Genomic DNA, 13116 nt, shown 5'->3' with positions numbered 1-13116 from the left:
ATGCTCCGCGCGTAGACATGGAGGATCATCCAAAGACCCCCTCCGACGTCCGGTTTTCGCCCCGGTCCGGACCGCTCCCGTAGCATTCACGCGGTAACGGGCATGGCTTCACGCGTGTGGGCGTGGCGAACGGGAAAGCGGCAGCAGGCGTGAGCATCGGGCAGACGGACATCGAACAGACGGACATCGCGCGGCCGGACGTCGCGCCGGACGGGATCGGGGACGCCGAGGAGGTCGACTACGGTCCCGGCCTCGACCCCGAGCGGCTGAAGCTCTGCCTGGAGGTGATCGCCGAGCTCGACGAACTGCACGTGGACCACCCGGACGCGATCACCGTCCGCCAGGCCGTCGGCGGCATATTCCGCACCCTGAAGCAGCGTCGCCGCCAGGAGACCCGGGCCCGCAAGACCGCCAACGACCGCGAGGTCACCGCCCGCACCGCCACCGGTGCGCCGAGCCGGATCGACGACGAGACGGCCGGCGCCTTCGGCCTGACCACCGTCACCACCACCGAGATCGCCGGCATCCTGGAGCGCCCGCGCTCCTGCTACACCTGCAAGCAGCGGTACGTCGAGGTCGACGCCTTCTACCACAACCTCTGCCAGAGCTGCGCGGTCAAGAACCGCGCCCGCCGGGACGCCCGCGCCGACCTCACCGGCAAGCGCGCGCTGCTCACCGGCGGCCGCGCCAAGATCGGGATGTACATCGCGCTGATGCTGCTGCGCGACGGCGCCCACACCACCATCACCACCCGCTTCCCCAACGACGCGATCCGCCGCTTCAAGGCGATGCCGGACAGCGCCGAGTGGATCCACCGCCTCAAGATCGTCGGCATCGACCTGCGCGACCCGGCCCAGGTGCTGGCGCTGGCCGACGAGGTCGCCGCCGACGGCCCGCTGGACATCCTGATCAACAACGCCGCGCAGACCGTGCGCCGTCCGCCGGAGTCCTACCGCGAGCTGGTGAACGCCGAGTCCGCGCCGCTGCCGGCCGGCGAGCTGCCGCAGGCCACCACCATCGGCCGCTTCGGCAGCGGCAGCGTCGACCTGCCCGCACTCCCCCACCAGGCGGGCGGCGACGTGCAGCGGATCACCGCCGAGGACGTCACCTCGCTGGCCCTGGTCACCGGCTCCGCCACGCCCGCCCGGATCGCGGCCGGCACCGCGATCGACGCCGGCGGCCTGGTGCCCGACCTCGCGGACACCAACAGCTGGGTGCAGACCGTCTCGGAGGTCGGCCCGATGGAGCTGCTGGAGGTCCAGCTCTGCAACTCCACCGCGCCGTTCATCCTGATCAGCCGGCTGCGCCCGGCGATGGCCGCCTCCTCGTCCCGCCGCAAGTACGTGGTCAACGTCTCCGCGATGGAGGGCGTGTTCGCGCGCGGCTACAAGGGCGCCGGCCACCCGCACACCAACATGGCCAAGGCCGCGCTCAACATGCTCACCCGCACCAGCGCGGAGGAGATGTTCCAGTCCGACGGCATCCTGATGACCGCCGTGGACACCGGCTGGATCACCGACGAGCGGCCGCACCCGGACAAGATGCGGCTCGCCGACGAGGGCTTCCACGCCCCGCTCGACCTGGTCGACGGCGCGGCGCGGGTGTACGACCCGATCGTGCGCGGCGAGGCCGGCGAGGACCTGTACGGCTGCTTCCTCAAGGACTACGACCGCGCCAACTGGTGACCTGCTGAAGGAGATGGCGAGTTGAGCACAGCACCGACCGCACCGCTGCTCGGCGCGGGGATCATCGTGCCCACCGGGGACGGCCGGGTGCTGATCGGCCGCCGGACCACCGCCGGCGAGCCGCCCACCTGGAGCCTGCCCGGCGGCAAGGTCGACCTCGGCGAGTCCTTCGAGCGGACCGCGGCCCGCGAACTCGCCGAGGAGACCGGCATCGTGCTGCCCGCCGAGGAGATGCGGGTGCTCGCCGTCCACCTCGACCACGAGCTCGGCCGGCCCCGGCTGACCGCGGCCGTGCTGGCGCCGCCCAGCCTGGCCGAGGCCGTGGTCACCGAGCCGCACGCCTGCGCCGGCTGGGAGCGCTTCCCGGTGGACGCGCTGCCGGAGCCGATGTTCTACCCGTCCGCGCTGGTCCTCGGCAGCTGGCTGCCGGGGCTGTCCCCGCAGGTGCGGGCCGGGACGCACGGCTACCCCGTCGCCCGCTGAGGGCGGGCGGCGGGGCGGCCTCCGGGCCGGGATGGTCAGCCGTTGCGGGCCGCCTCCGGCCCGGTGATCCGCCTCAGCAGCGGCAGGGTGGAGGCGATGATCCCGACCGAGGCGACGATGCCGAGGGCGACGACGCCGAAGTACACCGCCCCGGGCGACACCAGGCCGTAGTCCATCTGGGACGAGAGGAACAGGGCCGCGGCGGCGAAGGCCGCGCCGAGCGAGATCACCGCCACCGCCAGCAGCGGCAGCACGCTCTCCAGCGCGATCACCCGCTGCAGCAGGCGCAGCGGCGACCCCGTGAGCCGCAGCATCGCGAACGGCCGCCTGCGGTCGGAGAGCCCGGCCACCACGCTGACCGCGAGGCTGCACCCGGCGATCGGAAGCGTGGTCAGCAGCACGACGTTCGCCAACTGCCGCCATCCGGCGAGCTGTTGCTGCCCTTCGGTGGCCCAGTCGCCGACCGTGTGCGCGTCGTGGTCCGGCCATGCCGCGGTGAAGACCGTCCGGACCCGCTCCTTCGCCGCCGCCGATCCGTCGGTCGTGGCGTAGAGCGCCTGGACCGGGAGCCCGGCGACCTCCTCCGCGGAGATCGGGGCGGCGGGCCACTCGGTGTCGGGGTGCGACGTGAGGTTGAGGAAGTCGCGCGGAGGGACGGCGGCGACGCTCGCCCCGGCCGCGCAGTGGCCGACCACGGGGATCCGGGCGAGGTCCGCGCAGGATACCAGGCCGGGGGTCATGAGCGGGGCGTCCGGGCGCGGGTTCACGGGGAGCTTCGCGAGCCCGTCCGGATTGCTGTGGACCACCGCGACGCCCGTGAAGCCCGGCACCGCCCGCACCTCGGCCAGCACCCGCTCCGGCGTCGAGCCCGCCAGCGGCGGCCGGCCGTCCCGGAACTCGCCCTGCACCACGGACGCCCGGGACATCGGATCGCCGCCCAGCGAACCGCGGTTGGCGTTGATCGTGCCGATGATGCAAACCGTCGACGTGGTGACGAACAGCGCCAGGATCAGGCCGCTGACCGCGCGGAACCCGGTCTTCGGGTCGTCCGCGAGCCGGCGCACCGCGATCAGCGTGGCCGGGCGGCCGGTGCGGCGGGCGACCGTACGGGCGGCGACCATGGTCAGCCACGGCCCGGCGATCACCAGGCCCAGCATCACCAGCAGGAACCCGGGCAGGTAGGCCGCGGCCTGCCCGTTGCCGGTGGCCGGGCGGCGGCCGACGAAGTACACCAGTTCCGCGAGCCCGGCCAGCAGCGGGATCAGCCGCCAGGCCCGGGGCGGCCGCGGGGTGACCCGCCGGCTGACGCCCAGGGGGGAGATGGCGACCCGGCGCAGCGCGAACCGGGCCGCGACCGCTGCGGCCAACGGCACGGCCAGGGCGGTGCCCAGGATCTGGAGCCCGGTCAGGGTCAGGTCGTCGAGGTGGAAGCGGCCGCCGGTGAAGGGCACGTCGGCCGCCAGCGGGCGCAGCGCGAGGTAGAGGCCGAAGCCGGCGACCGTACCGGCCACCGCGGCGACGGTGGACTCGACCGCGGCGATCACCGCGATCTGCCGCGGGGTGGCGCCGACCAGCCGCATCGCGGCGAACCGCTGCTCCCGGGTGGCGGCGGACAGGCGGGTCGCGGTGCCGATGAAGATCAGCACCGGGAAGATCATCGCACCGCCCACGACGGACAGGATGAGCGTCATCGCATCGCCCCGGATGCCCCGGCTCAGGCAGTCACCGTTCCCGCACTCGGGTCGGATCGTGGCGATGGTGGTGACGGCGACGGCCCCGTGCGCGCCCTTGACCTCGTCGACCGTCCGACCCACGAGCACGGCCAGGGTGTCCGGGGACGGCATCGCCGAGTCGTTCAGCGTGCCGACCATCCGGCCCGGGATGCGGTCACCGAGTTCGGCTGCCGGGACCTTGCGCAGCAGCTCGGCCAGGGCCGGGGAGGCGTAGTACTCCCCGGGGGCCGGCAGGCGGTCGAGCCCCGGCGGGACGGGCGAGGTCGCCCCGGTGGCGGCGAGGTCGATCTCGCGGATGTCCGAGCCGTCGTAGTAGTCCTGGTGCGGCCGCCACCAGAGCGGATCGACCTGTGCGGTCCCGGTCCGGCTCGCGGCACCGGTGTCGAGCCAGACCTGGCGCTGGTTGGCCCGCTCGATCGCGTTCATGCCGGCGAGCGTGGACAGCAGCAGCCCGACGCCGATCGCGACCGCCGCCGCGATCATCAGCAGCCGGGCCACCGCCTCCCGGCCGCCGCTGACGGCCAGGCGGAGCGAGAAGGCGATCACGGGGCCACCGTTCCGGCTCCGGCCGAGAGCGCACGGGCCTTGCCGTCGCGGACGATCGCCTCGCGGTCGGCGAAGGCGGCGACCCGGGGCTCGTGGGTCACCAGGACGACGGTGGTGCCCTGCTCGCGGGCCGAGGCGACCATCAGGTCCATCACCTGCTCGCCGGTCAGCGAGTCCAGCGCGCCGGTCGGCTCGTCGGCGAACAGCACCTGTGGGCGGGCCACCAACCCGCGGGCCAGCGCGACCCGTTGCGCCTGACCGCCCGACAGCTCGCCGGATCGGCGCTTCTCCAGGCCGTCCAGGCCGAGCCGGGCGAACCACGGGCGGGCCTCCGCCAGCGCGGCGGAACGGCGCACGCCGTTCAACAGCAGCGGCAGGGCGACGTTCTCCTCGGCCGTCAACTCCGGCACCAGCTGGCCGAACTGGAACACGAAGCCGAACTTGTCGCGGCGCAGGGCGCTGCGCTGCGCCTCCGGCATCGCGTCCAGTCGCTTCCCGCCGAACAGCACCTCGCCCGCGTCGGGCACCAGGATGCCGGCCAGGCAGTGGAGCAACGTCGACTTGCCCGAGCCGCTGGGGCCCATGACGGCGAGCACCTCGCCGGCCTCCACGGACAGGCTCGCCCCGCGCAGCGCCGGCGTCTCGCCGAAGGCGAGGGCGACGTCCCGGGCCTCGATGACCGCGGTCATGCGTTCACCTCCGCGGCGAGCGCGTCCAGTCGGGCGGCGGTGAGGTCGATCCAGCGCAGGTCGGCCTCCAGGTGGAACAGGCCGTGGTCGGCGAGCAGGGCGTCCACCAGGGCGCCGGTGCGGCGCAGTTCGGTGAGTTCGCGCATCCGGCGCAGGTGGGCGGCGCGCTGGGTGTCCAGGTAGTGCTCGGCGTCGCGGCCCAGCATCAGGGCCAGCACCACCTTGGTGAACAGCACGGACTGGAGGTTGGGCTCGGGTGCGACCGGTTCCCGCAGCCAGGTCTCGAACTCGGTCGCCCCGGTCTCGGTGATGACGTACCGCTTGCGCTCGGGCCCGTCGCCGGGCTCCGCCTCGCCGGCCATCACCTTGCCGTCGCGGGCCAGTCGGCCGAGGGTCGCGTAGACCTGACCGTACGGAAGGGGCTTGCCGAGGCCGAAGAGGGCGTCGTAGTCGCGTTTGAGGTCGTAGCCGTGGCTGGGCTCACGCTCCAGCAGCCCCAGGAGGGTCAAAGGAACACTCATGGAGGGAAACATACACCCGGCGTATACTCCGAGTGTATATCCGGGCAGAATACGGCCATGACCTGGGACGTCGTCAGCTTCCCTGCGGGGCAGGGGCGGAGAGCGGGCAGGTGCCGGGCACGGCACAGGCAGGGGGTGACCCCACGACCACCCCCTGCCCCATACCTCGACCCGGCGCCCCCACGGCCGAACCGGGCCACGGCCGCGCCCAAGCACCGGGAGGGCGCCGCCGCTCCCCAGCCTGCCCGGACCGCCCGGCGGATGCCGAGGGCCGAACGTCCCGACCGCGGGGCCGAGCGGCCCTGGCGATCCTCCGGGCGCGCACGAGTCTTGTGCGCGGAGGCCCGTCGGGGGGAGATTGGGGCGGGAACCACCCCGCGCCCCCGCGTCCCTGAGGAGCCCTCACCGTGTCCAGCACACCCCGTCCGGCCCGGCCCGCGTCGCTCCCCCGACGCGCCGGCCGACAGCTGCGGCGGGCCCTCGGTGCCCGGCACGAGCCGCTCGTCCGCCCCCTCGACCGCTCCCGGGCCCGCGCCTGGCTGTCCGCCCTGCTCGGCGCGGTGCTCGCGCTCGCCCTCGCCGCGGGCGGCTCCCTGCTCCTCTACCGCTCCACCGCCCACCTGGCCGACACCGACCGCGCACGGCTGCAGCAGGTCGACGCCGTGGTCCGCGGCGTCCCGGACCGCGCCACCGCCGCCGGCAGCCGCTTCGCCGGCGGCTACAGCAACCGGATCGACGTCGACGCGGCCTGGACCGCCCCCGACGGCACCCGGCACGTCGGCACCGTCCAGGCCCCGCGCTCCGCCGTCACCGCCAGCCACGTCCCCGTCTGGGTCGACCCGGCCGGCGCCGTCTCCGCTCCCCCGGCCGACCGCGTCGCCCTCGCCGTCTCCGCCGCCTGCACGGGCGCCGGGGCCCTCCTCGCCCTCCTGGCCCTGCTCGCGCTCGCCCTCCGGCTGCGCCTCCACGCCCTCGACCGCCGCGCCGAGACCGCCTGGAGCACCGGCTGGGCCCGCCTCGAACCCCGCTGGAGCGGCCGCGCCGGCCACCGAAGCGAGGACTGACCGGGGCCGGGGCCCGGCCCGTCAGTCGCCGGTGACGCCCCAGAAGTAGAGGCCGTCAGGAGCGCCGTCCGGCCCGTAGGTGACCGTGCAGCAGCCCGAGCCCCGGAAGGAGGGCGGGAAGTCGATGTCACCCACGCCCTTCTCCTCGGCGGCGCGGACGATGTCCAGCGAAGGCCGGCCGGTGCCGAACAGCTCCACGACCTCGGCACCCTCCACCACCCGGACGTCGCCGTGGTCCTCCTCGTCGACGGCGCAGTGGACCACGGTGACCACGTCGAGCACGGAGTGGGCTCCCTGCTCGTCGAGCCGGCCGGAGACCATGAGCTCCGCGAGCGATCCGAGCCCCTCCTCCCGGTAGAACTCGTCCTCGCTGAAGACCTTCTCCCTCAGCGCGTCCAGGGCGGCCTGGAGGTCCTCCCGGTGGGGAACCGCGTACGACCAGGCGCCGGCGCCCATGCAACTCACCTGTCCCTCACGACGATCCGTAGGCCGCGGCCTGCCGGGACGACAGCGTACCGGGAGGACTGCGGCTCCGGGGGCCGTCGTCGCCGGTCAGCGGGGGCGGGTCCAGACCGGGGCGGGGGTGGGCCCGGCCGCGCGGTGGGTGAGGGCGGCGACGGCGAGGAGCAGCGCGAGGGCCAGGGCGAGGGCGAGGGGGACGTTCGCGCGAAGGACGAGGACGGCGCCGAGGAGGGCACCGGCGAACATCCAGACGGCGGAGGCGAGACGGCGGGGGCCGGTGCGGTCGGCGGCCAGGGCGGTGATGGTCATGGTGAGCACGGTGGTGGTGAGGTCGGGCACCTTCAGGGCGCGGACCACCGCGTTCTGGCCGCCCATGGCGAAGCCGAGCAGCCCGATCAGGGTGTAGCGGGCCGGGTCGCCGGTGTGGCCGGCCACGGCCGCCAGCACGGTGGCCGCCGCGACCAGCGCCGACTGGACGGCGACGGCGACGGTCAACAGGTGACCGCGGTGGCCGGGCAGGCGCCGGGCGAGGTGACCGCCGGCCAGCGCGCCGAGCAGGAAGGCGGCGAGGGCGGCCAGCGAGGCGGTGGCGGAGAGGTTGGCCGCGCCGGCCAGGGCGAAGCCGAGGAACACCACGTTGCCGGTCATGTTGGCGACGAAGACGTGGCCGAGTTCGAGGTAGCTGACCGCGTCCACCACTCCGGTGACCACGGTCAGCACCAGCAGCATCGGCACCAGCGGCCCGTGCTCGGGATCGGGGGTCGGCATCGGGCCTCCAGTCGGTTCGGATGGGATCGGGCGGCGGTTCCGGGGCGTGCCGGGCCTTCGGCGCCACGGCGGCACGGCGGCACGGCGGCACGGCGACGGCGCTGCGGCGCTGCGGCACTGCGGCCTCAGGCGAGCGCCGGGTTGCCGGGGTCCTCCGGTTCGTCCTCCAGGTGCCAGTGCAGGTCGCGCACGCCCGGCTCCAACGACAGCCGGGTGACGACCTGTTCGAGCGCCGGGGCGACCGACCCGGTGATCGCGACGGTGGCCCGCAGGCTGGTGGCGTCCCCGCTGTCGGTGCGGCGGGCCCGCAGACCGGTCGGGGCGAGTCCGGAGGCGGCGAGGGCCTGGAGCAGCAGGGCCCGGATGTGGGTCTCGGACTTGCGGTCGCACTCCAGGTGGATGGTGGCGCGGCTGGTGGAGTCCGGGTCGCTGCCGGACTGCGGGGCCCGGTCGAGCAGTCGGCCGGCCGGGCGCAGCACCAGGTGGACGGCGAGCACGGCGAGCGTGCCGAGGACGGCCAGCTGCAGTTTGCCGGCGGCGGCCAGCACCCCGACGGCGGCCGAACACCACAGTGTGGCCGCGGTGTTGAGGCCGCGCACGCCGGCGCCGTCGCGCAGGATGACGCCACCGCCGAGGAAGCCGATGCCGGAGACGACGTACGCCGCGACCCTGGTGGGACTGCCGGTGTCGCCGACGGCCTCGCTGTAGAGCACGAAGAGGGTGGCGCCGGCGGCGACCAGGGCGTTGGTGCGCAGGCCGGCCATCCGGGCCCGCCACTGGCGCTCGACGCCGATCAGCGCGCCGCAGGCGACGCCGGTGGCGAGCCGGACGAGGAAGTCGACGGTGGTCAGGGTGTGCACGACGGCACCTCCTTCACGGGAGGAGGGTACGGACGGGTGGCGAGCCGCCGCCCACCGACCGTCCGTGCGGGGCGGGCGGTGACGTGCGGTCGGCACGGCCGGCGGTTCGGCGCGCGGTCTTGACGACCTCGATGATGGCCATCGCCCCCGCGGCCGACGGGTAGGCGCGCAGGGCGGTCGTACCGACCCCCCGCCGGTTGCCGCACACGGGGCCGACCGCGCGTCGGGTGACGCGCTCGGCGACGCGGCACGGCACGGCCCCCCCGAGCGGTGAACCGCGAGCCGCGAGCCGCCCCGAGCATAGACCGCCCCCGAACGACCCGGGCCGGTTTCCGCCCACATCCTCGACAGCTTTGTAGAAGTTTGACCGAATCCGATCACCCCCGCCGGAGAAGCATCCGGAAGCCATCCGGGAACCATCCCGCCGCGCAGCACGTCCTCCGGCATATATAGTTCACCGACATATGCAGTTGAGCAGCTCACGAGGGGGAAGTGTGTCCCACACCGATCCGACCCGGCCCGCACCCGTCCTGCGCCTGGCGGGCGTCACCCGCGTGCACGGGCGGGGCGCCGCCGAGGTGCACGCCCTGCGCGGCATCGACCTGGCCGTCCACCCGGGCGAGTTCGTCGCCGTGATGGGCCCGTCCGGCTCCGGGAAGTCGACCCTGCTGACCCTGGCCGGCGGGCTGGACCAGCCCAGCGACGGCGAGGTGCTGGTGGAGGGGGTCGCGCTCGGCGGCCTCGGCCGCGGCAGGCTCGCCGACCTGCGGCGGCGCTCGATCGGGTACGTCTTCCAGGACTACAACCTGATCCCGGCCCTGACCGCCGCCGAGAACATCTCCCTGCCGCGCGAACTCGACGGCGTCCCGGGACGCCGGGCCCGCCGGGAGGCGCTGGCCGCGCTGGAGGAGCTGGGCATCGGGGAACTCGCCGACCGCTTCCCGGACGACATGTCCGGCGGCCAGCAGCAGCGCGTCGCCATCGCCCGGGCCCTGATCGGCGAGCGCCGGCTGGTGCTCGCCGACGAGCCGACCGGCGCCCTCGACTCCGCCACCGGCGAGGCGGTGCTCGCCGTCCTGCGCGCCCGCTGCGACGCCGGCGCCGCCGCGATGATGGTCACCCACGAAGCGGCCCACGCCAGTTGGGCGGACCGGGTGGTCCACCTGCGGGACGGCGCGGTCGCCTCGGAGACCCCCGGCCGCCGGTCCTCCGCCCGCCTCGCCGCGGTGCACCCGACCGGCGTGCTCGGCGAGGTGGCACCGTGAGGATCGGAGCCTGGCGGGTCGCCCTGCGCATCGCCCGCCGCGACGCCCTGCGGGCCAAGGGCCGCAGCGCGCTGATCGCCGCCATGATCGCGCTGCCCGTCCTCGGCGTCACCGGGGCCGACGTGGTCCACCGCAGCGGGCAGCTGACCCCGGCCGAACGGGTCGAGCGGGTGGTGGGCGGCGCGGACGCCCTGGTCACCTCGCTCGACCCGGGCCAGACGGTCGAGCAGGCCCCGATCGCCGAGGACGGCGCCTTCTCCGTCCAGCCCCGCCCCGGGGAGCAGCCGACGGCCGAGCAGGAGAAGGGCGCGAGCACCGACCCGGCCGCCCTGGTCGCCTCGCTGCTGCCGCCCGGCAGCGTGCTCACCCCGGCCCGGCCCGGTCCGGAGGCGGGCGCGACCTCGCCCGAGGGCCTGGTCCGCACCCTCACCACCGAGGCCGATCTCGGCGACCCGGTCTGGCGCGGCCGGCTCGACCTGGTCGAGGGCCGCGCCCCGGGCGCCCCGCACGAGGTGGCCGTCACCCGGGCCTTTCTGGACCGCTCCGGGCTCCGGCCCGGCGCCACCACCACCGTCCAGGGCCTGGAGGGCACCACCTTCACCATCACCGGTGTCGTGGAGCACCCGGGCGAGCTGGGACGGGTCGAACTCGTCGCCCGGCCCGGTGAGTTGGTCGCCCCGCTGAGCACCGCGCTGGCCGGCGCCGGAGCCACCGCGCAGAAGCCCTCGGCCGCCCGGTCCGCCTGGCTGGTCCGGCTGCCGTCCGGCGCCCCGCTCGGCTGGGCCGAGGTCCAGCGGTTCAACGCCCACGGCTACACCCTCACGGCACGCTCGGTGGCGCTCTCCCCGCCGCCGGAGCAGGCCGTCCCCTACTACCGGGACGCCCACCGCTACAGCGACCCGACGGCCGCCAACAACACCAGGATGGTCGTCGCCACCGTCACCGGCCTGGCGCTGCTGGAGGTCGCCCTGCTCGCCGGGCCCGCGTTCGCCGTCGGCGCCCGCCGCTCGCGCCGCCAGCTCGCCCTGCTCGGCGCGGCCGGCGGGAGCCGTGCCCACGTCGGTGCGGTGGTGCTCGGCGGCGGCCTGGTCCTCGGCGCGGCCGGGGCGGTGGTCGGCGTGGTGCTCGGCACCGCGGTGGTCGCCGTGCTGCGGCCGTGGATCGAGCAGATCGGCGGCGCGCGCTTCGGCCACTTCGCCGTACCGCCGGTGGACCTGATCGCCATCGCCGGCATCGGCCTGGCCACCGCGCTGCTCGCGGCCGCGCTGCCCGCGCTGCAGGCCGCCCGGCGCAGCGTCACCGCCGGGCTGACCGGCCGGGACACCGTCCGCGGACCCAACCGCCTGGTCACCGTGTCCGGCGTCGCGCTGCTCGCCCTCGGCGCGGTGCTCGCGATGTACGGCGCGGCCTCGGTGCAGCGCGACCGGCCGGGCGTCGGCGGCTACGACACCCGTACCCTCACCGTGCTCGGCGGCTCGGTGATCGCCGAACTCGGCCTGCTGCTGTGCACCCCGATGCTGATCGCGCTGATCGGCCGGGCCGCCGGCCGGCTGCCGCTCGGCCCCCGGCTGGCTCTGCGCGACTCCGCCCGGCACCGCTCGCGCACCGCTCCGGCGGTGGCCGCGGTGATGGCCGCGGTGGCCGGGGCCGTCGCCATCGGCGTCTACACCACCAGCACCGACGCCGAGAACCGGCGCGACTACCGGCCCCAGGCCCCGTACGGCGCCGTCCAGTTGACCAGCCACGTCGACGGGCCCCGGCTCGCCGAGGAGCGCGCCGAGCTGGAGAAGCAGCTGTCCGGGCTCGGCCCGCGCGGCGACCTCGGCCAGGTGGAGTACCGCTTCTGCGACAACTGCGCCAGCACCGTCCAGCTCAAGGGCCCGCCGGAGCGGCGCGGCCTGGGCGCACCGCCGCACCTCGCCACCGGTGACGCGACCGTGCTGCACAACCTGTTCGGCATCCATGACCCGGCCGCCGAACAGGCGCTGGCCGCAGGGAAGCTGCTGGTCTTCGACCGGGCCCTGGTGGGCGCCGACGGCAAGGCCGTGATGATCCTGCGCGGCGGGGGCGGCGCTCCGCTGCAGCCCGGCGAGATACCCAAGCCTGACCTGCAGGAGGTCCCGGTCGACGCGGTGCTGGTGGACAACCCGGCCGCCGCCGACTTCGCCCAGGGCCTGGCACTGCCCTCCGCGCTGCCCGGACTCGGGCTCGCCGCCCGGCCGACCGGCTCGGTCTGGCTGCCCGCCACCCCGCCCGACCGCAAGGCGCAGCAACGGGCCGAGGCGGCCGCCGCCCGGCTGGACCGCTTCTCCACGCTGGAGGTGGAACGCGGCTACCAGCCGAAGAGCGACGCGCTCACCCTGGCGCTCACCGGCTTCGCCGGACTGGTCGTGCTCGGCGCGGCCGGGATCGCCACCGGTCTGGCGGCCGCCGACTCCCGGCAGGACCAGGCCACCCTGGCCGCGGTCGGCGCGCCACCGCGGATCCGGCGGAGCATGGCGGGCCTCCAGTGCACGCTGATCGCCCTGCTGGGCGCACTGCTCGGCGCGGTCAACGGCTTCGTGCCGGCGGTGGGGCTGCTGAAGTCCCGGGCCGGCGGGTTCGGGGCCAAGCCCGCGCTGATCACCGCTCCCTGGGGCGAGCTGCTGCTGATCGTGCTGCTGCTGCCGGTGGTCGCGGGGCTGCTCGCGGCGCTGTTCACCCGCTCCCGCATCCCGCTCGGGCGGCGGCTGTCCTGAGTCCCGGGCGGGCGGCCGTACTGACCGCGGCCGCCCGCCCCCAGCCCCGGCGGGCGGCTTCCGACACGGCTTGCACACCCGCCGACCACCACCTGGGCACCACCTGCGGCACGCCATGTCGTCCGGGTTGTCGGTGACGGGGACCTTCAGCCAGGTGTACGCCGAACTGCCGCCCAGGCCACTGGCGATGGCGATGGACTTGATGACGGCCTCGGCGCTCAGGTCGTTGACCAGCCTGCCCTCCGGCGTGCGGCGGCTGAGGAACGGCTCCACGAAGACCGGGAGGTGACGCTCCGCCATCT

General features: G+C 75.2%; 11 protein-coding genes and 1 pseudogene. 5 read left to right on the top strand and 7 right to left on the bottom strand.

What is annotated here, in order from left to right:
• Nucleotides 1-215: 215 nt before the first annotated feature.
• On the top strand, nucleotides 216-1685 hold the full coding sequence (locus tag ACFWJ4_RS15690) for an SDR family NAD(P)-dependent oxidoreductase (protein WP_380544053.1): 1470 nt from the start codon (nucleotides 216-218) through the stop codon (nucleotides 1683-1685).
• 21 nt (nucleotides 1686-1706) lie between these two features.
• Nucleotides 1707-2168, top strand: coding sequence for an NUDIX domain-containing protein (locus ACFWJ4_RS15685; protein WP_359898714.1), 462 nt, complete (start codon nucleotides 1707-1709; stop codon nucleotides 2166-2168).
• Between the two features lie 35 nt (nucleotides 2169-2203).
• On the opposite strand, the gene ACFWJ4_RS15680 is transcribed toward ACFWJ4_RS15685, so the two are convergent.
• From ACFWJ4_RS15680 to ACFWJ4_RS15670, 3 genes are read right to left on the bottom strand one after another with little or no spacing between them, the layout of a single operon-like run.
• On the bottom strand, nucleotides 2204-4447 hold the full coding sequence (locus ACFWJ4_RS15680; RefSeq protein WP_380543915.1) for an FtsX-like permease family protein: 2244 nt from the start codon (nucleotides 4445-4447) through the stop codon (nucleotides 2204-2206).
• On the bottom strand, nucleotides 4444-5136 hold the full coding sequence (locus ACFWJ4_RS15675; RefSeq protein WP_380543912.1) for an ABC transporter ATP-binding protein: 693 nt from the start codon (nucleotides 5134-5136) through the stop codon (nucleotides 4444-4446). The genes ACFWJ4_RS15680 and ACFWJ4_RS15675 overlap by 4 nt, the downstream gene beginning before the upstream one ends.
• Nucleotides 5133-5657, bottom strand: coding sequence for a PadR family transcriptional regulator (locus ACFWJ4_RS15670; RefSeq protein ID WP_380543909.1), 525 nt, complete (start codon nucleotides 5655-5657; stop codon nucleotides 5133-5135). The genes ACFWJ4_RS15675 and ACFWJ4_RS15670 overlap by 4 nt, the downstream gene beginning before the upstream one ends.
• Nucleotides 5658-6064: 407 nt before the next feature.
• Here ACFWJ4_RS15670 and ACFWJ4_RS15665 point away from each other — a divergent pair, with 407 nt between their 5' ends.
• Complete coding sequence (locus ACFWJ4_RS15665) at nucleotides 6065-6721, top strand: hypothetical protein (protein WP_380543906.1); 657 nt, start codon at nucleotides 6065-6067, stop codon at nucleotides 6719-6721.
• Between the two features lie 21 nt (nucleotides 6722-6742).
• Here the strand turns inward: ACFWJ4_RS15665 and ACFWJ4_RS15660 are convergent, their stop codons facing one another.
• From ACFWJ4_RS15660 to ACFWJ4_RS15650, 3 genes are all read right to left on the bottom strand, one after another.
• The gene (locus tag ACFWJ4_RS15660) at nucleotides 6743-7177 is read right to left on the bottom strand and encodes a hypothetical protein (protein WP_380543903.1); all 435 of its coding nucleotides are present in this window, start codon (nucleotides 7175-7177) and stop codon (nucleotides 6743-6745) included.
• Between the two features lie 96 nt (nucleotides 7178-7273).
• Nucleotides 7274-7951 (bottom strand): YoaK family protein, encoded by a 678-nt coding sequence (locus ACFWJ4_RS15655; RefSeq protein ID WP_380543900.1) that lies wholly within the window; start codon nucleotides 7949-7951, stop codon nucleotides 7274-7276.
• Nucleotides 7952-8076: 125 nt separating this feature from the next.
• Nucleotides 8077-8811, bottom strand: a complete 735-nt coding sequence (locus ACFWJ4_RS15650; protein WP_380543897.1) for an MgtC/SapB family protein — start codon at nucleotides 8809-8811, stop codon at nucleotides 8077-8079.
• Nucleotides 8812-9275: 464 nt separating this feature from the next.
• Between ACFWJ4_RS15650 and ACFWJ4_RS15645 the strand changes: the two genes are divergently transcribed.
• Together ACFWJ4_RS15645 and ACFWJ4_RS15640 are read left to right on the top strand one after the other, a co-directional pair.
• Nucleotides 9276-10076 carry an ABC transporter ATP-binding protein gene (locus ACFWJ4_RS15645; protein WP_380349624.1) on the top strand — a complete coding sequence of 267 codons (801 nt, stop codon included), beginning with the start codon at nucleotides 9276-9278 and terminating at the stop codon, nucleotides 10074-10076.
• Nucleotides 10073-12814, top strand: coding sequence for an FtsX-like permease family protein (locus ACFWJ4_RS15640; RefSeq protein ID WP_380543894.1), 2742 nt, complete (start codon nucleotides 10073-10075; stop codon nucleotides 12812-12814). The genes ACFWJ4_RS15645 and ACFWJ4_RS15640 overlap by 4 nt, the downstream gene beginning before the upstream one ends.
• Nucleotides 12815-12925: 111 nt before the next feature.
• Here the strand turns inward: ACFWJ4_RS15640 and ACFWJ4_RS15635 are convergent.
• Nucleotides 12926-13116, bottom strand: a pseudogene (locus ACFWJ4_RS15635) (deoxyribose-phosphate aldolase); the annotation flags it as partial.

The organism is Kitasatospora sp. NPDC127067, assembly GCF_042724755.1.
Lineage (GTDB): Bacteria > Actinomycetota > Actinomycetes > Streptomycetales > Streptomycetaceae > Kitasatospora > Kitasatospora lactacystinica.
This window is presented reverse-complemented; position numbering and strand designations above follow the sequence as displayed.

What these genes read in the sequence shown, in the direction of transcription:
- ACFWJ4_RS15670 (WP_380543909.1), bottom strand. Translation starts at nt 5,657, where the DNA reads ATGAGTGTTCCTTTGACCCTCCTGGGGCTGCTGGAGCGTGAGCCCAGC.
- ACFWJ4_RS15655 (WP_380543900.1), bottom strand. Translation starts at nt 7,951, where the DNA reads ATGCCGACCCCCGATCCCGAGCACGGGCCGCTGGTGCCGATGCTGCTG.
- ACFWJ4_RS15645 (WP_380349624.1), top strand. Translation starts at nt 9,276, where the DNA reads ATGCAGTTGAGCAGCTCACGAGGGGGAAGTGTGTCCCACACCGATCCG.
- ACFWJ4_RS15660 (WP_380543903.1), bottom strand. Translation starts at nt 7,177, where the DNA reads ATGGGCGCCGGCGCCTGGTCGTACGCGGTTCCCCACCGGGAGGACCTC.
- ACFWJ4_RS15675 (WP_380543912.1), bottom strand. Translation starts at nt 5,136, where the DNA reads ATGACCGCGGTCATCGAGGCCCGGGACGTCGCCCTCGCCTTCGGCGAG.